The organism is Pseudomonas taiwanensis DSM 21245 (genome assembly GCF_000425785.1).
Classification (GTDB): Bacteria; Pseudomonadota; Gammaproteobacteria; order Pseudomonadales; family Pseudomonadaceae; genus Aquipseudomonas; species Aquipseudomonas taiwanensis.
This window is the reverse complement of sequence record NZ_AUEC01000030.1, coordinates 38,885-61,330: the sequence shown is the minus strand read 5'-3', so window position 1 is coordinate 61,330 and position 22,446 is coordinate 38,885. Positions and strand designations below refer to the sequence as shown.

The 22,446-nt window shown below is 63.2% G+C and carries 27 protein-coding genes; 11 read left to right on the top strand and 16 right to left on the bottom strand.

What is annotated here, in order from left to right:
- Window positions 1–34: 34 nt before the first annotated feature.
- The 3 genes from H620_RS0114580 to dxs all read left to right on the top strand — a co-directional run bounded on the left by H620_RS0114580 (window position 35) and on the right by dxs (window position 3,225).
- Window positions 35–277 (top strand): exodeoxyribonuclease VII small subunit, encoded by a 243-nt coding sequence (locus tag H620_RS0114580; RefSeq protein WP_011531978.1) that lies wholly within the window; start codon window positions 35–37, stop codon window positions 275–277.
- Complete coding sequence (gene ispA, locus H620_RS0114575) at window positions 274–1,161, top strand: (2E,6E)-farnesyl diphosphate synthase (RefSeq protein WP_023382581.1); 888 nt, start codon at window positions 274–276, stop codon at window positions 1,159–1,161. The genes H620_RS0114580 and ispA overlap by 4 nt, the downstream gene beginning before the upstream one ends.
- A gap of 168 nt (window positions 1,162–1,329) precedes the next feature.
- The gene (gene dxs / locus H620_RS0114570) at window positions 1,330–3,225 is read left to right on the top strand and encodes a 1-deoxy-D-xylulose-5-phosphate synthase (protein WP_023382582.1); all 1,896 of its coding nucleotides are present in this window, start codon (window positions 1,330–1,332) and stop codon (window positions 3,223–3,225) included.
- Window positions 3,226–3,250: 25 nt separating this feature from the next.
- Here the strand turns inward: dxs and H620_RS0114565 are convergent, their stop codons facing one another.
- The 12 genes from H620_RS0114565 to nrdR form a co-directional block, all read right to left on the bottom strand.
- Window positions 3,251–4,057 (bottom strand): cobalamin-binding protein, encoded by an 807-nt coding sequence (locus tag H620_RS0114565; RefSeq protein WP_027907545.1) that lies wholly within the window; start codon window positions 4,055–4,057, stop codon window positions 3,251–3,253.
- Complete coding sequence (locus tag H620_RS0114560; protein WP_027907544.1) at window positions 4,057–4,476, bottom strand: hypothetical protein; 420 nt, start codon at window positions 4,474–4,476, stop codon at window positions 4,057–4,059. Before H620_RS0114560 ends, H620_RS0114565 begins: the two co-directional genes overlap by 1 nt.
- Window positions 4,473–5,090: a GTP cyclohydrolase II gene (ribA, locus tag H620_RS0114555; RefSeq protein ID WP_023382585.1), complete on the bottom strand. Its 618-nt coding sequence runs from the start codon at window positions 5,088–5,090 to the stop codon at window positions 4,473–4,475. Before ribA ends, H620_RS0114560 begins: the two co-directional genes overlap by 4 nt.
- A gap of 152 nt (window positions 5,091–5,242) precedes the next feature.
- A complete protein-coding gene (locus tag H620_RS0114550) occupies window positions 5,243–5,992 on the bottom strand; it encodes a substrate-binding periplasmic protein (protein WP_023382586.1) in 750 nt (249 codons plus the stop codon).
- 14 nt (window positions 5,993–6,006) lie between these two features.
- Complete coding sequence (locus tag H620_RS0114545; protein WP_023382587.1) at window positions 6,007–6,510, bottom strand: phosphatidylglycerophosphatase A family protein; 504 nt, start codon at window positions 6,508–6,510, stop codon at window positions 6,007–6,009.
- Window positions 6,507–7,469, bottom strand: coding sequence for a thiamine-phosphate kinase (gene thiL, locus H620_RS0114540; protein WP_023382588.1), 963 nt, complete (start codon window positions 7,467–7,469; stop codon window positions 6,507–6,509). The genes H620_RS0114545 and thiL overlap by 4 nt, the downstream gene beginning before the upstream one ends.
- Window positions 7,470–7,487: 18 nt before the next feature.
- Window positions 7,488–7,988 (bottom strand): transcription antitermination factor NusB, encoded by a 501-nt coding sequence (gene nusB / locus H620_RS0114535; protein WP_023382589.1) that lies wholly within the window; start codon window positions 7,986–7,988, stop codon window positions 7,488–7,490.
- On the bottom strand, window positions 7,985–8,461 hold the full coding sequence (ribH, locus tag H620_RS0114530) for a 6,7-dimethyl-8-ribityllumazine synthase (RefSeq protein ID WP_008092356.1): 477 nt from the start codon (window positions 8,459–8,461) through the stop codon (window positions 7,985–7,987). Before ribH ends, nusB begins: the two co-directional genes overlap by 4 nt.
- Window positions 8,462–8,552: 91 nt before the next feature.
- The gene (gene ribBA, locus H620_RS0114525) at window positions 8,553–9,644 is read right to left on the bottom strand and encodes a bifunctional 3,4-dihydroxy-2-butanone-4-phosphate synthase/GTP cyclohydrolase II (RefSeq protein ID WP_023382590.1); all 1,092 of its coding nucleotides are present in this window, start codon (window positions 9,642–9,644) and stop codon (window positions 8,553–8,555) included.
- Between the two features lie 18 nt (window positions 9,645–9,662).
- Entirely contained in the window at window positions 9,663–10,328 is a 666-nt protein-coding gene (locus H620_RS0114520) for a riboflavin synthase (RefSeq protein ID WP_027907543.1), read from the bottom strand.
- A 42-nt stretch (window positions 10,329–10,370) separates the two neighbouring features.
- Window positions 10,371–11,501 (bottom strand): bifunctional diaminohydroxyphosphoribosylaminopyrimidine deaminase/5-amino-6-(5-phosphoribosylamino)uracil reductase RibD, encoded by a 1,131-nt coding sequence (gene ribD, locus H620_RS0114515; RefSeq protein WP_027907542.1) that lies wholly within the window; start codon window positions 11,499–11,501, stop codon window positions 10,371–10,373.
- A 2-nt stretch (window positions 11,502–11,503) separates the two neighbouring features.
- On the bottom strand, window positions 11,504–11,968 hold the full coding sequence (nrdR, locus tag H620_RS0114510) for a transcriptional regulator NrdR (RefSeq protein ID WP_008092351.1): 465 nt from the start codon (window positions 11,966–11,968) through the stop codon (window positions 11,504–11,506).
- A gap of 105 nt (window positions 11,969–12,073) precedes the next feature.
- Here nrdR and H620_RS0114505 point away from each other — a divergent pair, with 105 nt between their 5' ends.
- Genes H620_RS0114505 through trxA form a run of 3 tightly spaced genes read left to right on the top strand, consistent with a single transcriptional unit; the run spans window position 12,074 to window position 14,090 of the window.
- Window positions 12,074–12,526 (top strand): YbaY family lipoprotein, encoded by a 453-nt coding sequence (locus H620_RS0114505; protein ID WP_023382592.1) that lies wholly within the window; start codon window positions 12,074–12,076, stop codon window positions 12,524–12,526.
- On the top strand, window positions 12,527–13,186 hold the full coding sequence (locus tag H620_RS0114500) for a class I SAM-dependent methyltransferase (RefSeq protein ID WP_027907541.1): 660 nt from the start codon (window positions 12,527–12,529) through the stop codon (window positions 13,184–13,186).
- A gap of 31 nt (window positions 13,187–13,217) precedes the next feature.
- The gene (gene trxA, locus H620_RS0114495) at window positions 13,218–14,090 is read left to right on the top strand and encodes a thioredoxin (RefSeq protein WP_023382594.1); all 873 of its coding nucleotides are present in this window, start codon (window positions 13,218–13,220) and stop codon (window positions 14,088–14,090) included.
- 66 nt (window positions 14,091–14,156) lie between these two features.
- Here trxA and H620_RS0114490 read toward each other — a convergent pair whose 3' ends face one another.
- Entirely contained in the window at window positions 14,157–15,701 is a 1,545-nt protein-coding gene (locus tag H620_RS0114490; RefSeq protein WP_027907540.1) for a hypothetical protein, read from the bottom strand.
- Window positions 15,702–15,797: 96 nt separating this feature from the next.
- The gene (locus H620_RS0114485) at window positions 15,798–16,160 is read right to left on the bottom strand and encodes a hypothetical protein (protein WP_023382596.1); all 363 of its coding nucleotides are present in this window, start codon (window positions 16,158–16,160) and stop codon (window positions 15,798–15,800) included.
- A gap of 129 nt (window positions 16,161–16,289) precedes the next feature.
- Between H620_RS0114485 and H620_RS0114480 the strand changes: the two genes are divergently transcribed.
- From H620_RS0114480 to H620_RS0114460, 5 genes are all read left to right on the top strand, one after another.
- The gene (locus tag H620_RS0114480; RefSeq protein ID WP_027907539.1) at window positions 16,290–16,871 is read left to right on the top strand and encodes a DUF2796 domain-containing protein; all 582 of its coding nucleotides are present in this window, start codon (window positions 16,290–16,292) and stop codon (window positions 16,869–16,871) included.
- Window positions 16,872–17,582: an ABC transporter ATP-binding protein gene (locus H620_RS0114475; protein WP_023382598.1), complete on the top strand. Its 711-nt coding sequence runs from the start codon at window positions 16,872–16,874 to the stop codon at window positions 17,580–17,582. It begins immediately after the preceding gene.
- Window positions 17,582–18,847, top strand: coding sequence for an ABC transporter permease (locus tag H620_RS0114470; protein WP_023382599.1), 1,266 nt, complete (start codon window positions 17,582–17,584; stop codon window positions 18,845–18,847). Before H620_RS0114475 ends, H620_RS0114470 begins: the two co-directional genes overlap by 1 nt.
- A 9-nt stretch (window positions 18,848–18,856) precedes the next feature.
- Complete coding sequence (locus tag H620_RS0114465) at window positions 18,857–19,429, top strand: DUF3299 domain-containing protein (RefSeq protein ID WP_049818789.1); 573 nt, start codon at window positions 18,857–18,859, stop codon at window positions 19,427–19,429.
- A gap of 110 nt (window positions 19,430–19,539) precedes the next feature.
- Entirely contained in the window at window positions 19,540–20,223 is a 684-nt protein-coding gene (locus H620_RS0114460) for an OmpW/AlkL family protein (RefSeq protein ID WP_023382601.1), read from the top strand.
- Between the two features lie 105 nt (window positions 20,224–20,328).
- Here H620_RS0114460 and H620_RS0114455 read toward each other — a convergent pair whose 3' ends face one another.
- On the bottom strand, window positions 20,329–21,261 hold the full coding sequence (locus H620_RS0114455; protein ID WP_027907538.1) for an NAD-dependent epimerase/dehydratase family protein: 933 nt from the start codon (window positions 21,259–21,261) through the stop codon (window positions 20,329–20,331).
- Window positions 21,254–22,138, bottom strand: a complete 885-nt coding sequence (locus tag H620_RS0114450; protein ID WP_023382603.1) for a sugar nucleotide-binding protein — start codon at window positions 22,136–22,138, stop codon at window positions 21,254–21,256. Before H620_RS0114450 ends, H620_RS0114455 begins: the two co-directional genes overlap by 8 nt.
- Window positions 22,139–22,446 lie beyond the last annotated feature (308 nt).

Genomic DNA, 22,446 nt, shown 5'->3' with positions numbered 1-22,446 from the left:
TCGCGCCGTTCTGAACACCACCGAGACAGTCGCCATGGCCCGCAAAAAAGCCTCCATCGATTTCGAACAATCCCTCGCAGACCTGCAAGCGCTGGTCGAGCGCCTGGAGAACGGCGAATTGTCGCTGGAAGAGTCGCTGGCCGCCTTTGAACAAGGCATTGCCCTGACCCGTGATTGCCAGGGGGCGCTGGCCCAGGCCGAGCAGAAAGTACAGATCCTCCTGGAGCGGGACGGCGAGCTGGCCGCCCAGCCCTTCGATGCGGAGCCAGAAGCATGATCAGCGCTTACCAGGCCAGCAGCCAGGCCCGTGTCGACGCCGCGCTCGAACCCCTGTTCGAGGCCCCGTCCAAAGAGCTCGAACGCCTCTACGCAGCCATGCGCTATAGCGTCATGAACGGCGGCAAGCGGGTACGCCCACTGCTCGCCTATGCTGCCTGCGAAGCCCTGGGTGCCCCGGCCGAACAAGCCAATGGCGCGGCCTGTGCGGTGGAACTGATCCATGCCTATTCGCTGGTGCACGATGACCTGCCGGCGATGGACGACGATGACCTGCGCCGTGGCCAGCCAACTACCCACAAGGCCTTCGACGAAGCCTGCGCCATCCTTGCGGGCGACGGCCTGCAGAGCCTGGCCTTCAGCGCTCTGCTCGACCCGCGTCTGAGCCCCCAGCCAGACAGCATCCGCCTGGCGATGGTGCAAACCCTGGCCAAGGCAGCCGGGCCGGCTGGCATGGTCGGCGGCCAGGCCATCGACCTGGGGTCGGTGGGCCTGAAGCTTGACCAACAGGCGCTCGAATTCATGCACCGGCACAAGACCGGCGCGTTGATCGAAGCCAGCGTACACCTAGGCGCCCTGGCCAGCGCCCGCGCCGAGCAAGCACAGCTCGATGCCTTGAAAACCTATGCACGAGCCATCGGCCTGGCATTCCAGGTGCAGGACGACATCCTCGACGTGGAAAGCGATACCGCCACCCTCGGCAAACGCCAGGGCGCCGACATAGCCCGTGACAAACCGACCTATCCGGCCTTGCTCGGCCTGGACGCGGCCAAGGCCTACGCGCTGGAGCTGCGTGACCAGGCGCTGGCCGCGCTCGATGGTTTTGGCGAGAACGCCGAGCCACTCCGGGCGCTGGCACGCTATATCGTCGAGCGCCGCCATTGATCGGGGCCGCTTCGCGGTCCATCACCGGCACGTTTCACCGCAGCATTCGTAGGCGCCGGCTTGCCGGCGATGGGCTGTAAAGCAGCCCGAAGCGACCCCGACCCAATGGGCAGCTTTTCCCACAATGGGGTAAACTGCCGCGTCTTCACACCTATAACGACTCGCCTGATGCCCACGACGTTTCAAGAGATCCCCCGCGAACGCCCGGTCACGCCGTTGCTCGACCGCGCTGACACGCCTGCTGGCCTGCGCCGGTTGGCCGAAGCCGACCTGGAGACCCTGGCCGACGAGTTGCGCCAGGAGCTTCTGTACACCGTTGGTCAGACCGGTGGGCATTTTGGCGCCGGTCTGGGCGTCATCGAACTGACGATTGCCCTGCACTACGTCTTCGATACCCCGGATGACCGCCTGGTGTGGGACGTCGGCCACCAGGCCTACCCGCACAAGATTCTCACCGGCCGTCGCAACCGCATGCTGACGCTGCGCCAGAAAGATGGCATCGCCGCCTTCCCGCGCCGCAGCGAGAGCGAATACGACACCTTCGGCGTCGGCCACTCCAGCACCTCGATCAGCGCCGCCCTGGGCATGGCCATTGCCGCACGCCTGCAGAACGACCCACGCAAGTCGATCGCGGTGATCGGCGACGGCGCACTGACTGCCGGCATGGCCTTCGAAGCGTTGAACCACGCCCAGGAAGTCGACGCCGACATGCTGGTGATCCTCAACGACAACGACATGTCGATCTCGCGCAATGTCGGCGGCCTGTCCAACTACCTGGCCAAGATCCTCTCCAGCCGCACCTATTCGAGCATGCGCGAAGGCAGCAAGAAGGTGCTGTCGCGCCTCCCAGGCGCCTGGGAAATCGCCCGCCGCACCGAGGAATACGCCAAGGGCATGCTGGCCCCCGGCACCCTCTTCGAGGAATTGGGTTGGAACTACATCGGCCCGATCGACGGCCATGACCTGCCGACCATGATCGCCACCCTGCGCAACATGCGTGACCTCAAGGGTCCACAGTTCCTGCACGTGGTGACCAAGAAAGGCAAAGGCTTCGCCCCTGCCGAAGCCGACCCGATCGGCTACCACGCCATCACCAAGCTGGAACCGGCCGACAAGCCGGCCGCACCGAAGAAAGCCAGCGGCCCGAAATACTCCGCGGTGTTCGGCCAGTGGCTGTGCGACATGGCCGCCGCCGACAATCGCCTGGTAGGCATCACCCCAGCGATGAAGGAAGGCTCGGACCTGGTCGCCTTCAGCGAACGCTACCCGGAGCGCTACTTCGACGTAGCCATCGCCGAGCAGCATGCCGTCACCCTGGCGGCGGGCATGGCCTGCGAAGGCGCCAAACCGGTCGTTGCCATCTACTCGACCTTCCTGCAGCGCGCCTACGACCAGTTGATTCACGATGTCGCCGTGCAGAACCTCGACGTACTGTTCGCCATCGACCGCGCCGGCCTGGTCGGCGAAGACGGCCCCACCCACGCAGGCAGCTACGACCTTTCGTACCTGCGCTGCATCCCCGGCATCGTGGTGATGACCCCAAGCGACGAGAACGAGCTGCGCAAGATGCTCAGCACAGGCCATCACTACAACGGCCCGGCTGCCGTGCGCTACCCGCGTGGCACAGGACCGAACGCACCGATCAGCGGCGATCTCGAGCCCCTGGAAATTGGTAAGGGCGTGGTTCGCCGCCAGGGCGAGAACGTCGCACTGCTGGTATTCGGCGTGCAGTTGGCCGAAGCCCTGCAAGTGGCCGAGCAGATCAACGCGACTGTGGTCGACATGCGCTTCGTCAAACCCCTGGACGAAGCCTTGGTCCGCACGCTGGCTGACAGCCATGAACTGCTGGTGACCATTGAGGAAAACGCCATCATGGGCGGGGCCGGTGCTGCCGTGGGCGAGTTCCTCGCTCGCGAGGGCGTGGTGAAGCCGCTGCTGCACCTTGGCCTGCCCGACCTCTATGTCGAGCACGCCAAGCCCGCCCAAATGCTGGCCGAGTGCGGCTTGGATGCTGCCGGCATCGCAGCGTCGGTCAAAGCGCGGATGAACAAGCTCGGCCTGTAAAGCGCGTCGCTCCGAGCGCCAGGTTTCAATCTGGCGCTCGGGCCTCCAGCAGTGCACACAGACGCTTGGTGGCGTCGATCATCTGCCCGCTGGGCCGCTCCAGGCCCTTGTCCGGCACTACCAGCAAGCGCTTCCCCGCCACGGCACGCAGTCGCGGCCAGGCTTTCCAACGGGCCAATTGTGCCCAATCGCCGGCCAGAATCACCTGAGGATCACGTTGAAGCACCGCTTCCACGCTTATCTGCGGAGCAGGCAGGTTAATATCGTCGAACACGTTCCGGGCCCCGCATACGGCCAATGCGTCACTGATGATCTGCGTTGCACCCACTGTATAGAGCGGCGTGTCCCACACCTGGTAGAACACGCTTACCGGTTGCTCGCGCCGGTAGCGCTGGCGCAACTGCTGTAAACGATCACGAAGCAGCGCCCCATATCGCAGCCCTTGCTCGCCACGGCCAATACGTTCGGCTATTGCCTCGATCTGCTCGATAAGCTGGTCAAGGCTGTGGGGTTCGGCACTGAAGGTCTCGATGCCCAATCGCTTGAGCTGGGCTTGTTGGGCTGGCGACACGCCTGAGGGCCATACCAGCACCAGGTCGGGCCTGAGGCTGAGCAAACGCTCCATGTCCAGTTGCCCGTGGCGCCCCACCGAGGGCAAGGCACGTAGACCCGCTGGCCGCTCGCCGCCGTCCAGTACGCCAACCAGCAGGTCATCGGCCTGCAGTTCGAGCATGATGTCGGTCATCGAGGGTGCCAGGCTGATCACCCGCAGCGGTTCCTGCGCCTGGGCACTGCACGCCAGCAGTACCAACAGGCAGAGGAAAATGCGCATCAGCCCAACTGACGCGGAATACGGTAGAGGTAAAGCAGCACCACGGTCGACAGCGCCAGGAGCACCTGCGGCACGGCTTCCAGGCCCACCAGTACCGACAGCGCCGCGACCCAGGCAGGAAAACAGGCGTACAGCATGGCCCACCGTCGCACACGGGCCAGCTCGATCCAGGCCGCAGGCTCTTCAGCCGTGCCCAGCGCCTTGGAAGTGGCGATCAGGGCGCGCTTGTAGGCGCCAAAGCGCGGTAGGCTCAGGAACATGGAAGCAGCACCGGCGATGAACAGCGGCATCGCCAGTACCGGGATCAACGCATCGCCGCCGCCGAAGGCCCAGGCCATGACCGGCAGCGGCACGAGGCCCACCGCCAGGTATTGCCACCAGGCCAACGCCAGACGCCGCTTCACCTCGCCACGTGTCACGCCTGAGGCACCTCACCCTGGTGCTTGTTGCCCATCATGTGGCCGAGTTTATCGGCCTTGGTCGCCAGGTAAAGACGGTTGTGCGGGTTGTGGCCGGTGTGCAGCGGCACGCGCTCGGCGACCTTGATGTTCATGTCGGTCAACGCCTTGACCTTGCGCGGGTTGTTGGTCATCAGACGCAGCGATTTCACGCCCAAGTGCTCAAGCATCGGCAGACAGATACCGTAGTCGCGCTGGTCGGCGGCGAAGCCCAGACGCTCGTTGGCCTCAACGGTATCGGCGCCGCCATCTTGCAGCTCATAGGCGCGGATCTTGTTGAGCAGGCCAATGCCACGGCCTTCCTGGCGCAGGTACAGCAGCACCCCGCGCCCCTCACGGGCGATAGCTTGAAGTGCGGCCTCCAGTTGCGAGCCGCAATCACAGCGCTGGCTGAACAGGGCATCACCGGTCAGGCACTCGGAGTGCAAGCGCCCCAGCACCGGCTCGCCATCGGCAATGTCACCCAGGCTGAGCACGACGTGCTCTCGGCCAGTGGCTTCATCGAGGAAGCCATGCATGGTGAAGATTGCAAAAGGAGTCGGGAGTTTCGAGGCGGCAACAAAGACGACGGGCACGTTGTGCTCCTGGATAAGTTTGAAATTTCACGTGAGCCGATTGTATCAGCAGGTTGGCGGCTGTGCGCTGGCTGAATATCGTGGCTTAAGATCGAAAAGTTCGATGCTTGAAATGCTCACGGGCGGGTCGCTCTCCAGTGGCGACAGCCGCGCTATTGCGGCTTGCTGTCCGGGGTGAATGGATACGGCTGCTTCCAGTGCTCGAAGATGGGCTTGAGTTCGCCACTTCGCACCAGCTCCGCCATTCGCCTGTCGAATACCCTGATCAGCGCCTTGGCCTCATCGCTGCGGCCAAAGGCCAGGTACAGCGGCAGTTCGGCCACATGGGTACGGCGGAAGCGCTCAGGCTGCGGCGCCTGCTCCAGCACATAGTCCACTTCGGTCAGGGCATCGATGTAGAAATCCACACGGTCGTGCTCGAGCATGGGCAAAATGCCTTCGCGCCGCTGGATCTCGCGGAATCTGCGCACATTTGGCAGGTAGTTGCCGTAGTCGTAGCCACGGACCCAGGCCAGGCGATACTGGCCGACGGTGTCCAGCGTCGGCGTGGGCTTGCTGGTCAAGCCAAGGGCATAGATATGGTCCATATCAAAATGCCAGCTCGGGTACAGGTTGTCGTCGTTCTCCTGCTTGTAGGAGCCGACCCAGGCGTCGGCTGCGCCGCGCTTGACCAGCCCAACCGCCCGGCTGTAGGGCGCACTTTGCACCTGGACCTTGATGCCGGCGGGCTCGAACACCTTGCGCAGTACATCCCATGCCACCCCGGTGCCGTCGGCATTGGTGTAGTCGAGCCACTGCTCGCTCACCAGCCGGATCTGCCTGGGCAATTGTTCGGCCACCGCGTTGCCCGCCCACGTGGCGAGAGTCAGCATCATTGCCAGCAGCATCGTCCTAATGGCCATTCGCGTACTCCCTGTCAGGCCACCACCCACACCAGAACCTGCATGCCCAGCCAGGCGAATACGCCAGCCAGGATATCGTCGAGCATGATCCCCACACCGCCGTGCACATGACGGTCGATCCAGCGGATCGGCCACGGCTTGAGGATGTCGAAGAAGCGGAACATCAAGAACCCCGCCAGCAGCCACTGCCATCCTTCAGGCACCAGCCACAGGGTGATCCACATGCCGACCATCTCATCCCAAACAATGCCCTCATGGTCATGCACACGCAAGTCATTGGCGACTTTGCCGCACAGCCAGAAGCCAAACAGCATGGTAATGCCCAGCAGCAGCCAGTAGCCCCAGTCCGGTAGCATTTGCCACAACGGAATGAACGGCAAGGCCACCAGCGAACCCCAGGTACCCGGTGCCTTGGGCAGCGTGCCGGAACCGAAGCCGAAGGCGATGAAGTGCCACGGGTTGCGCCAGACCGATGGCGGAACGAACTCCGCTGGCACCTGGTTGGGGTGGTCGGTCACGGTGTCTCCCTAAAATGTTGATAACCCCGCTGCACGGGGGTGATGTCTCGGCCCTGCGGATCACGCAGCGTCACGCCTTCGCCCTCGAGCACCCGGCCGATGACGTGCACCGCTACACGGCCCTGCAGGGATGAAAGCGCCTCGGGCGGCAAGGTGAACGCCAGCACATAGTCGTCGCCACCGGTGAGCGCCGCTCGCCGCGCTGCGTCCTGGCCAAGGAAGGCCTGCAAAGCAGAAGACATGGGGACCTGCTCCAGGTTCACCTCGATCGCGACACCGGAGGCCTTGGCGATATGCCCGCAATCGGCGAGCAGGCCATCGGAAATGTCCAATGCCGCCGTCGCGTGCCCCCGCAGCAACTGCCCCAGTTCGAGCTGCGGCATCGGCGACCAGTAATGGCCCAGCAACGGCGCTGCCAGCTCGACCGGCGCCACACGCTCGCCCAGTACCAGCGGCAAGGCACCTGCAGCGTTACCCAACGCTGCGCCGACGCACAGCACATCACCCGGCCTTGCGCCACTGCGGCGCAGGGCCTGGCCAGCAGGCACACTACCAAACACGGTCACGGTGATGCTCAAGGGGCCTCGTGTGGTATCGCCGCCGATCAGGCTCATGCCGCAACGATGGGCCATGCGGCTGAGGCCTTCGGCAAACGCCGCGAGCCAATCAGGGCCTACATCGGGCAAGGTCAGGGCAAGGGTGAAGCCGATCGGCTTTGCCCCCATGGCCGCCAGGTCGCTGGCTGCCACCGCCAGCGAACGCTGGCCGAGCAAGCAAGGATCGCAGACAGCGGGAAAATGCACCCCGGCGACCAGCGTGTCGGTGGACACCGCCATTTGCTCGCCTGGGAAAAGGCTAAGCAGTGCGCAGTCGTCGCCAATGCCCAACACCACACCTTCGCCGCCTTGCGCACAGGACGCAGCAGCGAAGAAGCGGTTGATCAGCTCGAACTCACCCATGGCCCGACAGCGCCAGGATCAGCGCTTGTTCGCCTTGACTTCTGCTTCACGCAGGATCGGAGCGAGCTTGTCCAGCACGCCGTTGACGAACTTGTGGCCGTCAGTGGCGCCAAAGACCTTGGCCAGTTCCACGCCTTCGTTGATCACCACGCGGTACGGTACGTCGACGCGCTTGATGAACTCCCAGGTGGACAGGCGCAGCACGGCCAGCTCGACCGGGTCGAGCTCTTCCAGTGCCAGGTCCAGGCAAGGTGCTAGGGCGTTGTCGATCTCGCCCTTGATCGCCGGAACCCCGTGCAGGATTTCGCGGAAGTAGGCGCCGTCGACATCGGAGAAATCGTTATCGACCCGGAACTGTGCCTCGATCTCGTTCAGCGAATGCTGAGCCATGTGCCACTGGTACAGGGCCTGGGTCGCGAGCTTGCGGGCTTCGCGGCGCTTGGCGCTCTTCGATGGCTTGCCGGCATCCGCAGGTTTTGGATCGCGCGGGTTGAAACGATCGCTTTCGTCGCTAATCACTTGGCCTCCAACTGCGCCAGCAGGCTGACCATTTCCAGTGCGGACAGGGCAGCTTCAGCACCTTTGTTACCGGCCTTGGTGCCGGAACGCTCGATGGCTTGCTCGATGGAATCGACGGTCAGGACGCCGAAGGCGACCGGTACACCGAACTCCATGGACACCTGGGCCAGGCCCTTGGTGCATTCGCCCGCCACGTATTCGAAGTGCGGGGTACCGCCACGGATCACTGCGCCCAGGGCGATGATCGCGTCGTATTCCCCTTGCTGGGCAACTTTCTGAGCCACCAGCGGGATTTCGAACGCGCCCGGGGCACGGATGATGGTGATGTCGCTTTCGCTGACGCCATGGCGAACCAGGGCATCGACTGCACCGCTTACCAGGCTTTCGACGACGAAGCTGTTGAAGCGGCCAACCACCAAAGCATAGCGACCTTTGGGGGCGATGAAGGTACCTTCGATGGTCTTCAGGGTCATTCCGATGTTCTCATCTTCAAGAGCGAGGCCGCGCGCAGGCGGCCTCGGGAGGGTTTGGACTCGAGCAGAAGGGCGTCAATGCCGCTTCAAGTCACTCGGAGGGCACGTATTCTACAACTTCCAGATCGAATCCGGATATCGCATTGAACTTCATCGGCGAACTCATCAGGCGCATCTTGCGCACGCCCAGATCGCGCAGGATCTGCGAACCGGCACCCACGGTGCTGTAGGTGGTCGGCGCCTTGGCCGGCACATCGCCTGCACTTTCGCGGATGTGGGCCAGCAGCACATCGCCGTCCAGCGGGTGGCCCAGCAGCAGCACCACGCCACTGCCCGCCTCGGCCACCGCGGCCATGGCCGCACGCAGGCTCCAGCGGCCCGGCTGCTTGACCATCAGCAGGTCGCGCAGCGGATCCATGTTGTGGACCCGCACCAGGGTCGGCTCTTCGGCGCAGATCTTGCCCAGGGTCAGGGCCATGTGCACGTCACCTTCCACCGCGTCGCGGTAGGTGACCAGGTTGAACTGGCCCAGCTCGCTCTCGATTGGCTGCTCGGACACACGCTGCACGGTGCGTTCATGGATCATGCGGTAGTGGATCAGGTCGGCGATGGTGCCGATCTTCAGGCCGTGCTCGGCGGCGAACACTTCCAGCTCGGCGCGACGCGACATGGTGCCGTCGTCGTTCATCACTTCGCAGATCACACCGCTAGGCTCGAAACCGGCCATGCGCGCCAGGTCGCAGGCCGCTTCAGTGTGGCCAGCACGGGCCAGGGTGCCGCCCGGCTGGGCCATCAGCGGGAAGATGTGGCCAGGGCTGACGATGTCTTCGGCCTTGGCGTCCTTGGCGGCGGCAGCCTGCACGGTACGCGCGCGGTCGGCGGCGGAGATGCCGGTGGTGACACCTTCGGCGGCCTCGATCGACACGGTGAACTTGGTGCCGAAGCCCGAGCCGTTGCGCGGCGCCATCAGCGGCAGCTTGAGCGTTTCGCAGCGCTCGCGGGTCATCGGCATGCAGATCAGGCCACGGGCGTGCTTGGCCATGAAGTTGATGTGCTCGGGTTGGCAGCACTCGGCGGCCATGATGATGTCGCCTTCGTTCTCACGGTCTTCGTCGTCCATGAGGATGACCATTTTGCCCTGGCGGATGTCTTCTACCAGTTCTTCGATGCTGTTGAGCGCCACTCGGCACCCCCTTCTCAATCAGGATTTCAAGAAGCCGTTGGCGGCCAGGAAGCTTTCGGTAATGCCACTGCCCTTGCTCGGCTCGGCAGCCTTGTCACCCAGCAGCAGACGCTCCAGGTAACGGGCCAGCAGGTCGACCTCAAGGTTGACCCGACGACCTGCACGGTAGTCGGCCATGATGGTTTCGGACAGGGTGTGCGGGACGATGGTCAGCTCGAATTCGGCGCCATTGACCTCGTTGACCGTCAGGCTGGTGCCGTCGACGGTGATCGAACCCTTTTGGGCGATGTACTTGGCCAGCTCCTTCGGTGCACGCACGCGGAACTGGATAGCGCGGGCGTTATCGCTGCGCGAAATGATCTCGCCGACGCCGTCGACGTGGCCACTGACCAGGTGCCCGCCTAGGCGGGTGGTCGGGGTCAGGGCTTTCTCCAGGTTGACCTTGCTGCCGCTCTTGAGGTCGATGAACGCGGTGCGCTTGAGCGTCTCGACGCTGACGTCGGCCCAGAAACCGTCGCCCGGAAGCTCGACGGCGGTCAGGCACACGCCGTTGACGGCAATGCTGTCACCGAGCTTGACGTCACCCAGGTCGAGCTTGCCGGTCTCGACGTAGACGCGCACGTCGCCGCCTTTCGGGGTCAAGCTGCGGATGGTGCCGATGGATTCGATGATACCGGTGAACATGGGGTCTTCCTCAGGAACGGGTTGCGCAGGGCAAGCCCGGCATTATACGCCGGGCGGCGGCAAGGGGATGGCCGTGACCCGCCAGTCATCGCCCACAGCACGCATTTCAGTGATCTTCAGTCGTGGCGCCTCGCTCATTTTCGCCAATGGCCAGTCCAGCAGAGGGCGGGCCTGGGAGCCGAGGAAGGTACCGGCGACAAACAATTGGTACTCGTCGATCAGTCGTTGCCGGGCGAAGGCGCCAACCAGGCCGGCGCCCGCCTCCAGCAGGATCTCATTGACGCCGCGGGCAGCCAAGGTGCGCAGCAGTTCGGGCAGGTCGACCTGGCCATTCTCGCCTGGCAGGCACAGCAGCTCATGGCCGGCAGCGGCATAACGCGGGTCTTCAGCGACAGCGGTCACCACCAGCGCGGGGCCGGCCTGGAAGAATGGAGCGCTCAGCGGCAGGCGCAGGCGGCCATCGATGAGTACACGCAGGGGTGGCCGGCTCAGGGCCAGGGCGGTGGTTTCGGCATCCAGTCCTAGCTCGTCGCCGCGCACGGTCATGCGGGCATTGTCGGCCAGCACACTGGCGGCGCTGGTCAACACCACGCTGGAGCGGGCGCGCAGGCGCTGTACCGCCGAGCGGGCGGCCGGGCCGGTGATCCATTGGCTCTCGCCACTGGCCATGGCGGTGCGACCATCCAGGCTCATAGCCAGCTTGGCCCTGACGAACGGGAGCCCATGTTCCATGCGCTTGAGAAAACCGGGGTTGAGCGCCCGCGCTTCGCCTTCGAGCACACCACTGGCGACCTCGATACCCGCCTCGGCCAGACGGCGCAGGCCTTGTCCAGCCACTTGCGGGTTCGGGTCCTGCATGGCCGCCACCACCCGGGCGACGCCTGCCTTGACCAAGGCCTCGGCGCACGGCGGGGTGCGGCCATGGTGGCTGCAGGGTTCGAGGGTCACATAGGCACAGGCACCACGGGCACGTTCGCCAGCCTGGCGCAGGGCATGCACCTCGGCATGCGGTTCGCCAGCGCGCACATGCCAGCCCTCACCCACCACCTCGCCGTCACGCACGATGACGCAGCCCACCCGTGGGTTGGGGTGCGTGGTGTAGGCGCCCTTGCGGGCCAGTTCCAGGGCACGGGCCATGTAATGGGCGTCGAGGATCGCGGTCTGGCTGGGCATGCTTACTCTTTAGCTGGCTCGCGGGCCAGTCGGTCGATTTCTTCGCGGAATTCGTCGAGATCCTGGAACCGCCGGTAGACCGAGGCGAAACGGATGTAGGCGACTTCGTCGAGCTTGCGCAGCTCGGCCATCACCAACTCACCCACGACCAGTGACTTGACCTCACGCTCGCCGGTGGCGCGCAAACGGCTCTTGATGTGCGCCAGCGCAGCTTCCAGGCGCTCGACGCTGACCGGACGCTTTTCCAGCGCGCGCTGCATGCCGGCCCGCAGCTTCTCTTCATCGAAGGGCTGGCGCGTGCCATCCTGCTTGATCAGCCGAGGCAGCACGAGTTCGGCGGTTTCGAAGGTGGTGAAACGCTCGCCGCAAGCGACGCATTCGCGCCGGCGACGCACCTGTTCGCCCTCGGCGACCAGGCGCGAGTCGATGACCTTGGTGTCGTTGGCACCGCAAAAGGGACAGTGCATGGTGGCAGGCAACAAAAAAAGGGAGGGCCATGGTAGCGCATTGCACTGGCAAGACAAGCCAAAGGGGTTAACATCCATTCAATTCTGCCCGTGAAGGACGACCCCATGCATCTTCGAGCGCTCGCCGTGCTGTGCTGCGCCGCCCTGCTCGCCGCCTGCAGCAGCGAACGGCCCAAGACCGAACAGCCCCCCGCGCCCACACCGGCCAAGGTGACGAAAAAGGCCGAACCACTGGGTCCGTTGCCGGCCTACCAGCGTGAATTGAGCGGCACCTTGCTGGACATTCCTGCCGGCGCCGACGTCGAACTGGCCTTACTGGTGATCGACGAACGTGACCGTCCACAACAGTTGTTGGCCAGCAGCACCCTGACAGGCACCGGCCAGGCCCTGCCTTATCAACTGCGCTTCAACCCCGAAGTCTTTCCCACCGGCGCGCGGGTCGAGCTGCGCGGTCGAGCCAGTCAGTCCGGGCAACTGATCCTGCACCTGCCGCCGGTGCGCATCACCCAGGCGCAAACCCAGGCCACCGGCCCACTGCGTTTCAAGAAGGCGCCGTAGATGGCGCCGCAACACCTGCAACAGGCCCTGAGCGGCCTGATCGGCGAAGCGCGCCTGATCGTCAGCGAACTGCCGGGTTGCGAGCTCAAGCTCTGGCTGATCGACGAGCAGAACATGGACCGCGCCTTCAGCAGCGAGGAAACCCGGCGGATCCTCGAAGACCCGCCCTATTGGAGCTTCTGCTGGGCCAGCGGCCTGGCCATGGCCCGCTACCTGGCCGAGCGGCCTGAGTGGGTGGCAGGCAAGCGCGTGCTGGACTTCGGCGCAGGTTCAGGCATTGCCGGGATCGCTGCCGCCCGTGCCGGCGCCCTGGAAGTGGTCGCCTGCGACCTCGACCCATTGGCACTGGACGCTTGCCGCGCCAATGCCGCACTCAATGGCGTCGAGCTGGGCTACAGCAGCGATTTCTTCGGCGAAGACGACCGCTTCGACCTGATTCTGGTCGCCGACGTGCTCTACGACCGCGCCAACTTGCCTCTGCTGGACGCCTTTCTGGGGCGGGGCCGACAGGCGCTGGTGGCCGACTCGCGCGTGCGCGACTTCAGCCACCCGCTGTATCGCCAGTTGGGCGTACTCGAAGCCCTGACACTGCCAGACCTGGCCGAGCCGCACGAATTCCGCAGGGTCAGCCTGTACCACGCCAGTCGCGAGCCTTTATAGTGAGCCCATTGACCGATTTGCGAGAGTTACGATGAGCCAGGAAACGCCGTATATCTTCGATGCCACCGATGCCACCTTCCAGCAACTGGTCATCGAAAATTCCTTCCACAAGCCGGTGCTGGTCGATTTCTGGGCTGAATGGTGCGCGCCCTGCAAGGCACTGATGCCGTTGCTGGCGAAGATCGCCGAGGGTTACCAGGGCGAGCTGCTGCTGGCCAAGATCAACTGCGATGTCGAACAGCAGATCGTTGCCCAGTTCGGCATCCGCAGTTTGCCGACCGTGGTGCTGTTCAAGGACGGCCAGCCGGTCGACGGCTTTGCCGGTGCCCAGCCAGAATCGGCGATCCGCGCCATGCTCGAACCGCACGTGCAAATGCCCGCCGCACCGACGGCCTCCCCGCTGGAACTGGCCAAGGCGCTGTTTGCCGAGAGCCGCTTCGCCGAAGCCGAAGCGCAGCTCAAGCAACTGCTGGGTGAAGACAACAGCAATGCCCAAGCGCTGATCCTCTATGCCCGCTGCCTGGCCGAGCGCGGCGAGTTGGGCGAAGCCGAAGTGGTGCTTGACGCGGTCAAGACCGACGAGCACAAGGCCGCACTGGCCGGCGCCAAGGCCCAGCTGACCTTCCTGCGCCAAGCGACCAGCCTGCCAGAAGTCGCCGAGCTCAAGAGCCGACTGGCGCAGAACCCGCAGGATGACGAAGCCGCCTACCAGCTGAGCATTCAGCAACTGGCACGTCAGCAGTACGAAGCCGCCCTGGACGGGCTGTTGAAGCTGTTCCAGCGCAACCGTGGTTACGAGAACGGGTTGCCGCAGAAGGCGATGCTTCAGGTGTTCGAGTTGCTGGGGAGTGACCATCCATTGGTAGGCGTTTATCGTCGCAAGTTGTCGGCGGCGATGTTCTGACCTGCACCGCACCCGAAAGGCAGGGGCAGATAGCGCAGCAGCTACCTGCCCTTCACTTTTTTGACATCAGCCACCATTGCGCATGGCCACGAATTCAGCGGCTGTCAGCATCGGCACGGGAATGATGATCACCGCGAACTGCATGTAGATCGGATCACGGTGAATTGCCTGTACCACGCTAAACCTGTTGATGACGCCAGGCGTGAAAATGCCGTCCGACACTTTCCCGTCCCCTGCCAGCACTTTCCAGTCGGTAAGTTCCGGCGCTACCACGGTTTCTCCGCCCCCCCACGGCTCATAACAGAACGTCATCTGCAGTTTGCCGCCGACAATGGCGAGCTTGAAGTAATGAGTCGGTTTGGCATTGAGCACGACAATGGTCGAGTAATAGGGAAGTAGCGTGAAGCCCGTTATAATTCGGACAATATCAACGGGATTTCTTTTCAACGAAGTATGCAACGCTGCATCCTTCCGGGTGAGCGGACTTTCCCCGTAGATCACATCGCCATCGCCCTGCGGGACGTAAGTGCACGTGCGGCCGTCAGGAACAAGCTGCCCTATAGTTTCCGAAGCAAACTGCCAGACCGGTGTGCCAAGGTTGACTGTGTTTAGCACCAATCGCTGGCCGACACTCCCCGCAGGGACGATACGGACCAAAGGATTCACATGCGAAGAATAAGCGGCATTCTCTGTCGCGAATGCATCAGCACCCTTGACCTGCAAGTCAACCAATCTGGCTTCAGCAACCGCATTGCCCGGAGCCCCCCAAATCATCCCGGCAAACTTCACATATCCACGAGGGAATAGTATTTGGGCAAAGTGCTCGAAATCTCGCCCGTAGTAACCTGCCTCGGGAATGTTTCTGACATCCAGGTAGCACTGACCCAATAGACTCTCGTCCGTAACCGACACTTCGTCGCGCCCGGTGTTCCTACTGCCAGGAAATGACCCGTTGGCCTCATCAGAACTGGCGATATACATTACAAGCTGGCCTTCAACGCTTCGCAGATGGAAACGTAGATCCTGCATCAACCATCGCCCGTAGCTAACATCCGCGGTCTTGGGCAGCACAACATTTTTTTCACCCGCAGGAAGGTTGGCGAAACGAATCTTGAATGGCAGGCCCGCCTCTGTGTCGCGCCCTTGCCCTCCCAATAATCCGACAGAAAAGTCGGAACCCTCCGTCAGCGTAAAGACGGCGTTATCGTTGTATTTATAGGTCCCGACGCACTGGTCCAGCTTGAAGGTCTGAAACAGCGCCATGCGCTCATTCCGGCTGCCGGCAACGACCTCAAACAGCTCAGCCTGATTCGCCCCCGACGCTCTCTGAAACTCGTAGCTGGTGTAGGACACAAAACGCCTTGTCACATTGATCGAATCACCATTGCCGGTTGGAAACTCCAGCAGTGGACTGCCCAACACACAGCATATCCTCAGCCAGCCACTGGGGCGCTGATGGACAAAATCCAGGGCGTCATTGTTGGCACTGTCAGGCCGACTCTCGTAGTAGCGCAGCAGGAGGGCGTTTAGTTTTTCAACATTGAAAACAAAGTGCATGCGCCAACCGCGCAAGTCGTAATGTTGTCCCGCTTCGTCGATTCCGGTGTCCATGGCAGGCCCTCCTGTTCGAAGACCTACCCATTCGACACCTTCGGACACTCAACATAAACTGGTAATAATGTCAGTTGATATCAGACCGGATAGTGCTCAAAGCTGCTCGCTTGCATCTTCCTGCCAACAGTACAGTGGCGCATCCTCTCCCGCCAACACGCGTACCTGAGCAGAGTGCCTCAACCGCACCAGCAGCTTCTTGCCTGCTGCGGCACTGCCGGCCAACCCCGTGAGGCTCTCCAACAAATCAGGCCCGGACATCTGCCCAGCCTGGCGCAATACATCAAGCGCCACAGCCCACTGGCCGTCATCCTGACGCGGTGTCGACATTGTCGGCGCAGGCGAGGCTGTGCCCTGTACCTGCGCCTCGACCTGCCCCCCCAACTGCGCCCATTCTGCCGGATCCAACTCGATAGTCAGGTCCACCGGCCAGTCGCCGATCTGTCCGCGAATTCTCATGATGCATTCCTTGAACCCAAGTCAATGCCCCATGCTACCGCAACATGAAACCTGCGCCACGCAGGCTGGCGACTCGCAGAGAACTTGTTATAACATAACTTAAACTTCAACCCGCTCCCGGAGTCGTCCATGCGTCGCCTGCTGCTTGCCCTGCCCTTCGCCCTGCTGCCCCTGGCCGTGGTCCATGCCCACGATGACCATGATCATGACCACGATCACGCCCACGGCAGCCTCGGCGCCCACGAGCATGGGGTGGCCAAGCTCAACGCCGTGCTCGACGGCAACACCCTTGAGCTGGAACTGGACAGCCCGGCGATGAACCTGGTCGGCTTCGAGCACACCGCCAACACCGACGCCGACAAAGCCAAGGTCGCCGCCGCTCGCCAGCAGCTCGAACAGCCCCTGAAGCTGTTCGGCCTGGCGCAAGCCGCCGGCTGCAAGGAAGAAGCGCAGGAACTGGAGAGCCCGCTGTTCGGCGATGCCGCCCATGCCGATGACGAGGGCGATGCCCATGAACACGCGCACCAGCACGCCGACGTCAACGCCCACTATCAACTGAGCTGCGCGAACCCCGACAAGCTTTCCCAGATTGACCTGAGCCCTTTGTTCAAGGCCTTCCCGCAAACCCAGAAGATCAGCGTGCAACTGATCGGCCCTGATGGCCAGAAAGGCCTGGAAACCACTCCCGCCAAGGCCGTGGTTGCATTCTGAATGAGCCAGGCGCTGATCGAACTGCATGACCTGGTGTTCGCCTGGCCAGGGCAGCCGCCCTTGCTGGATATCCCGGCATTGCGCCTGGATACCGGCGAGGCGTTGTTCCTCAAAGGCCCCAGCGGCAGTGGCAAGACCACCCTGCTGGGGCTGCTGGGTGGCGTCAACCAACCCGGCCAAGGCAGCATCCGCCTACTCGGGCAAGACCTCTCCGGCCTGGGCCAAGGGGCCCGCGATCGGTTCCGGGTCGACCACACCGGTTATATCTTCCAGCAGTTCAACCTGCTGCCGTTTCTCTCGGTGCGCGAAAACGTCGAACTGCCCTGTCGCTTCTCGCAAAGCCGCGCCAAACGTGCGATGGAGCGCCACGGTAGCGTGAGCCAAGCCGCCGCCTCACTGCTGGCCCACCTGGGCCTGGACGACCCGGCCTTGCTCGCTCGCCGCGCGGGCAGCCTGTCGATCGGCCAGCAACAACGGGTCGCCGCAGCCCGGGCATTGATCGGCCAACCTGAACTGGTGATCGCCGACGAACCCACTTCGGCGCTTGACGCCGATACCCGTGAGGCGTTCATTCGCCTGCTGTTCGACGAATGTCGGGCAGCGGGTTCCAGCCTGCTGTTCGTCAGCCATGACCAAAGCCTGGCCCCCCTGTTCGACCGACACCTGTCGCTGACCGAACTCAACCGCGCCGCCAAGCCCCGGGAGGCCTGATGTACCTGCTTCGCCTTGCCCTGGCCAGCCTGGCCAACCGTCGTTTCACCGCCTTCCTGACGGCCTTTGCCATTGCCCTGTCAGTGTGCCTGTTACTGGCCGTCGAACGAGTGCGCACCGAAGCCCGCGCCAGTTTCGCCAGCACCATAAGCGGCACCGACCTGATCGTCGGTGCCCGTTCGGGCTCGGTGAACCTGTTGCTGTATTCGGTGTTCCGCATTGGCAACGCCACCAACAACATTCGCTGGGACAGCTTCGAGCACTACGCCAAGGACCCTCGGGTGAAATGGGCCATCCCCATCTCACTGGGCGACTCGCACCGAGGCTACCGGGTGATGGGCACCACCGGCGACTACTTCAGCCACTACCAATATGGCCGCCGCCAACATCTGGAACTGAGCCAGGGTCGGGCGTTCGCCGACGACCCGTTCGAAGTGGTGCTCGGAGCCGAAGTCGCCGAGGCCCTGCAGTACAAGCTGGGTGACAAGCTGGTGCTGGCCCACGGGGTGGCCGCGATCAGCCTGGTCAAGCATGACGACAAGCCCTTCACTGTGGTGGGTGTGCTCAAACGCACCGGCACTCCCGTGGACCGAACGCTGCACATCAGCCTCGGCGGCATGGAAGCTATCCACATCGACTGGCACAACGGTGTCCCTGCCAGGGGCGCCGGACGCATCAGCGCCGAGCAGGCACGTGGTATGGACCTGCAGCCCACCGCAATCACCGCCTTCATGCTGGGCCTGAACAACAAGATCGCCACCTTCAGCCTGCAACGCGAAATCAACGAGTACCGCAATGAGCCGCTACTGGCGATTCTGCCTGGGGTGGCGCTGCAAGAGCTGTGGAGCCTCATGGGCACGGCCGAGCAGGCCTTGTTCGTGGTGTCGCTGTTCGTCGTGCTGACCGGGCTGATTGGCATGCTCACCGCCATTCTCACCAGCCTCAACGAACGGCGCCGGGAGATGGCGATTCTGCGCTCGGTTGGCGCGCGCCCTTGGCACATTGCCGGCTTGCTGGTGCTCGAAGCATTCGCCCTCGCCGTGGCGGGCATCGCTGCTGGGCTTGGTCTGCTCTATGCCGGTATAGCCCTGGCCCAGGGTTATGTGCAGGCCAACTACGGCCTCTACCTGCCGCTGGCCTGGCCAAGTGCGCATGAGTGGACGTTGCTGGCTATCATCCTCGTTGCCGCGCTGCTGATGGGCAGTGTGCCCGCCTGGCGCGCCTACCGGCAGTCGCTCGCCGACGGTCTGTCGATTCACCTCTGAGTGCCTACCATGACCAGGAACCTCACCGCCTTCTTCGCGGGTAAACCCGCGAACAGGCCGGCCAGAGCAGCACAACTTCTACTGGTTGTGCTGCTCTGGCTGGCATCGCCTGCCTGGGCCTCGGAACCTCGCGAGCTGGATTGGCCCGCGCTCATCCCCGAGGGCGCACCGGTCATCCCGCCACAACTCGCCCCGCTGCACGACATGTCGCAGCTCAGCGATGCACTGTCCGCCGAATCTGCCCCGGCAGCGCGCCAGCAAGCGCCCAATGCTCCCGTGGTCAAGAAACTGGACGGCCAGTTGATCAAACTGCCCGGCTATATCGTGCCGCTGGAAGTCAGCGAAGAAGGCCGCACCACCGAATTCCTGCTGGTGCCTTACTACGGCGCCTGCATACACGTGCCGCCTCCGCCCTCGAACCAGATCGTGCATATTTTCAGTGAGATGGGCGTACGCGTCGAAGACCTCTACCAGCCCTACTGGATCGAGGGAAAGATGCAAGTTAGAGCCTCCAGCAGCGAGCTGGCCGATGCCGGATACCAGATGGAAGCCGAGAAAATCTACGCTTATGAGCTGAAGTGAGAACTGTTTCGAAGTCGTACACACGCTTCGTTGAGCTGGGTCAAACTTTCTGTTTATGTGTCTTCGTACCATTGGACTTCACAAAATTTTCACGTCCTTTGGGAGCTTCCATGAACAAGTCCTTGCTCGGCGCCGCACTCGTTGCCTTGGCGCTCGCAGCCCCTGTTGCCAACGCCCACCAGGCGGGTGATTTCATCATCCGCGCCGGTGCCGCCACGGTAGATCCGAACGAAGACAGCGGCGCACTCAAGCTCGATGGCGCAAAGGTTTCGGGCACCAAGGCTACCCTGGACAGCGACACCCAGTTGGGCCTGACCTTCGCCTACATGCTCACCGACCACATCGGCGTCGAGCTGCTGGCCGCCACCCCGTTCAACCACACCGTGGCCGTCAAAGGCCTTGGCCCGGGCCTGGACGGCAAACTGGCCGACATCAAGCACCTGCCACCGACCCTGTCGTTGCAGTACTACCCGATGGCGCCTACTTCGAAGTTCCAGCCGTACGCCGGTATCGGTATCAACTACACCATGTTCTTCGACGAAGACCTCAGCGGTGCACGCAAACAGCAGGGCTTCAGCAACCTGAAGCTGCAGGATTCGGTGGGCCTGGCCGGCCAGTTGGGCATGGACTACATGCTGACCGATAACCTGCTGTTCAACGCCTCGGTCTGGTACATCGACCTCGACACCAAGGCGACCGTCGATGGCCCCAACGCCCTGGGCGTTGGCAAGACCAAGGTCGACGTGGACGTAGACCCTTGGGTGTACATGGTCGGTCTCGGCTACAAGTTCTGATTCAGGTCGCGATACTGGCGGGGGCCTTGCGCCCCCGCTGTGCTGTGGGCTTATTGCCGGCAAACCGGCTTTCTGCAGGTGACGGGCGATAACCCTTGGATTATCTCAGCCTTTACCCAGAAGCTGGGCCAAGCCCTCGACCATCGAGGTCGGCTGTGGGAATTGGAACCGCGCCAGCAACCGCTGGTTATCCGCCCGAGAATGGCGAATGTCACCCGACCGCGCCGGCCCGTAGCTGATAGCTGGCAAGCTGCCCACCACCGTCTCCAGCGCCTTCAACAGCTGGTTCAGCGAAGTCGCCTGGTTCAGACCGATATTCACAGCCCCCTCTTCCGCTTGCGGCTTTTCCAGTGCCTGCACCATGACCTGTACCAGGTCCGCCACATAGAGAAAATCGCGAGTCTGCTCACCATCACCGAACACAGTGATCGGCAGGCCCTGGGTCGCTCGTTCGCAGAAAATGCTGATCACACCGGAGTAGGGCGAGGACGGATCCTGCCGTGGCCCGAAAATATTGAAGAAGCGGAACACCACTGGCTCCAGGCCATGCTGACGACGGTAGAAGTCCAGGTACTGCTCACTGGCCAGTTTATCCACGGCGTAGGGCGTCAGCGGCGCCTTGGGCGTGTCTTCGGCGATCGACTCGCCCTCGCCGTTGTTGCCATAAACCGCCGCACTGGAAGCGAACAGCACACGACGCACACCTTGCACACGCATCGCCTCGCATACATTGAGGGTGCCAATGAAGTTGCTCTGGTGGGTTTTCACCGGGTCTTCGACCGACGCCTGCACCGAAGCCACCGCCGCCAGGTGCACCACGCCAGCACAGTCGGCAACGGCGCGGTTGACCAGCTCGGCGTCTGCCACGTCGCCTTCGATCAGTTCGAGCTTTGGGTGGCCCAGCTGCAGGTTGTCCCGCTTGCCTGTGGACAGGTCGTCGAGGATACGTACGGCGTAGCCTTTGCCTAGCAAAGCATCACACAGATGGGAGCCAATGAAGCCGGCGCCGCCGGTGATGAGGATGGGGGCATCAGCCATGTCGGTAGAATCGGTCCAGAAGGGGCGGCAAACCGGCGCGCCAGGCACGCGGCTTGATGCCGAAGGTGTGAAGGATTTTCTTACAGGCCAGCACCGCATGCTGGGGTTCCTCGCTGGCATCCGGGCGCGCAGCGTGTGCCTGCGGGGTGGGTGCCTGCACGGCCAGCTTGCGGTACTGCCCGGCCTCGCCGAGGATGGCCTGGCCCAGCGCCAGCGGCGTAGTCGCCTCGTTACCAGCGTAGTGGTAGGTGCCCCACAGCGGCGCGTTGCAGTCGAGCTGCTTGAGCACCGAGAGAATGACCCGGGCCGCATCGTCGACAGGCGTTGGGTTACCACGGCGATCGTCCGCCAGCAGCAACTCCTGTGGCTGCTCGGCGCGGGTCAGGAAGCGCCCCAGGGTGCCGTCGATGCTCTCGTCCAGCAGCCAGCCGAACCGCAGCAGCACATGGTGAGGGCACGCTGCCCGCACGCTCTGCTCGATCCGCCACAGCGCCTGGCCACGCAGGCCGAGCGGCAGCGGCTCGTCCTTTTCGCTGTAGGCCGTGGCCCGCGAGCCGTCGAAAACCCGGTAGCTAGACGGTTGCACCAAGGTGATCTGGTGGTGCTGGCACAGTTCCGCCAGCCGCTCCACCGCCCGCTCCTGCAGGGCCAGACGCTGTTCGCTGACCGACTCGGCCTGGAACCAGTCGAAGTAATAGGCCAGGTTGACCAGGGCGTCGGGGCGATGATCGTCCAGCAACTGGGTGAGACTGGCAGGGGTCCAGCCGTCTTCAGGCGGACGCGGCGCCAGGAATGCGATGTCCTCCTCGGCCCCGAGACGAATCAGCGCTTGCCCGAGGGCATTGCCACCACCCAACAGCATCAGGCGCATACGCATAGAGTCAGCAGATCCGAACAGGTTGATTTGATGAAAGGAGTCATTTTGCGGTTTCCGGGCGGGGAAGTCCAACTCTAGGCACGGCGTAACTTATTCAACCCAATCACACCCCTACACGAGAAATGCCCGACACGCGGAACGAGCTCGGCCCTGCATCAGACGCGAAAAAAATCTGGCTCAATCATCAGTGTTTTCCCAAAAACTCCCGCCAAGCCCTACATACAAAGAAAAGAACAATGACAGGACGTTATTGCGAAACACGGTCTACAGCACTTCGCGTTGCAGATAAGGCACGAAAGAGGCTGAGC

Bases quoted from the DNA above. Each gene is read 5' to 3' on its own strand.
- H620_RS0114580 (WP_011531978.1), top strand. From the start codon at position 35: ATGGCCCGCAAAAAAGCCTCCATCGATTTCGAACAATCCCTCGCAGAC.
- ispA (WP_023382581.1), top strand. From the start codon at position 274: ATGATCAGCGCTTACCAGGCCAGCAGCCAGGCCCGTGTCGACGCCGCG.
- dxs (WP_023382582.1), top strand. From the start codon at position 1,330: ATGCCCACGACGTTTCAAGAGATCCCCCGCGAACGCCCGGTCACGCCG.
- H620_RS0114565 (WP_027907545.1), bottom strand. From the start codon at position 4,057: ATGCGCATTTTCCTCTGCCTGTTGGTACTGCTGGCGTGCAGTGCCCAG.
- H620_RS0114550 (WP_023382586.1), bottom strand. From the start codon at position 5,992: ATGGCCATTAGGACGATGCTGCTGGCAATGATGCTGACTCTCGCCACG.
- thiL (WP_023382588.1), bottom strand. From the start codon at position 7,469: ATGGGTGAGTTCGAGCTGATCAACCGCTTCTTCGCTGCTGCGTCCTGT.
- ribH (WP_008092356.1), bottom strand. From the start codon at position 8,461: ATGACCCTGAAGACCATCGAAGGTACCTTCATCGCCCCCAAAGGTCGC.
- H620_RS0114520 (WP_027907543.1), bottom strand. From the start codon at position 10,328: ATGTTCACCGGTATCATCGAATCCATCGGCACCATCCGCAGCTTGACC.
- ribD (WP_027907542.1), bottom strand. From the start codon at position 11,501: ATGCCCAGCCAGACCGCGATCCTCGACGCCCATTACATGGCCCGTGCC.
- nrdR (WP_008092351.1), bottom strand. From the start codon at position 11,968: ATGCACTGTCCCTTTTGCGGTGCCAACGACACCAAGGTCATCGACTCG.
- H620_RS0114505 (WP_023382592.1), top strand. From the start codon at position 12,074: ATGCATCTTCGAGCGCTCGCCGTGCTGTGCTGCGCCGCCCTGCTCGCC.
- H620_RS0114500 (WP_027907541.1), top strand. From the start codon at position 12,527: ATGGCGCCGCAACACCTGCAACAGGCCCTGAGCGGCCTGATCGGCGAA.
- trxA (WP_023382594.1), top strand. From the start codon at position 13,218: ATGAGCCAGGAAACGCCGTATATCTTCGATGCCACCGATGCCACCTTC.
- H620_RS0114490 (WP_027907540.1), bottom strand. From the start codon at position 15,701: ATGGACACCGGAATCGACGAAGCGGGACAACATTACGACTTGCGCGGT.
- H620_RS0114485 (WP_023382596.1), bottom strand. From the start codon at position 16,160: ATGAGAATTCGCGGACAGATCGGCGACTGGCCGGTGGACCTGACTATC.
- H620_RS0114480 (WP_027907539.1), top strand. From the start codon at position 16,290: ATGCGTCGCCTGCTGCTTGCCCTGCCCTTCGCCCTGCTGCCCCTGGCC.
- H620_RS0114475 (WP_023382598.1), top strand. From the start codon at position 16,872: ATGAGCCAGGCGCTGATCGAACTGCATGACCTGGTGTTCGCCTGGCCA.
- H620_RS0114470 (WP_023382599.1), top strand. From the start codon at position 17,582: ATGTACCTGCTTCGCCTTGCCCTGGCCAGCCTGGCCAACCGTCGTTTC.
- H620_RS0114465 (WP_049818789.1), top strand. From the start codon at position 18,857: ATGACCAGGAACCTCACCGCCTTCTTCGCGGGTAAACCCGCGAACAGG.
- H620_RS0114460 (WP_023382601.1), top strand. From the start codon at position 19,540: ATGAACAAGTCCTTGCTCGGCGCCGCACTCGTTGCCTTGGCGCTCGCA.
- H620_RS0114455 (WP_027907538.1), bottom strand. From the start codon at position 21,261: ATGGCTGATGCCCCCATCCTCATCACCGGCGGCGCCGGCTTCATTGGC.
- H620_RS0114450 (WP_023382603.1), bottom strand. From the start codon at position 22,138: ATGCGTATGCGCCTGATGCTGTTGGGTGGTGGCAATGCCCTCGGGCAA.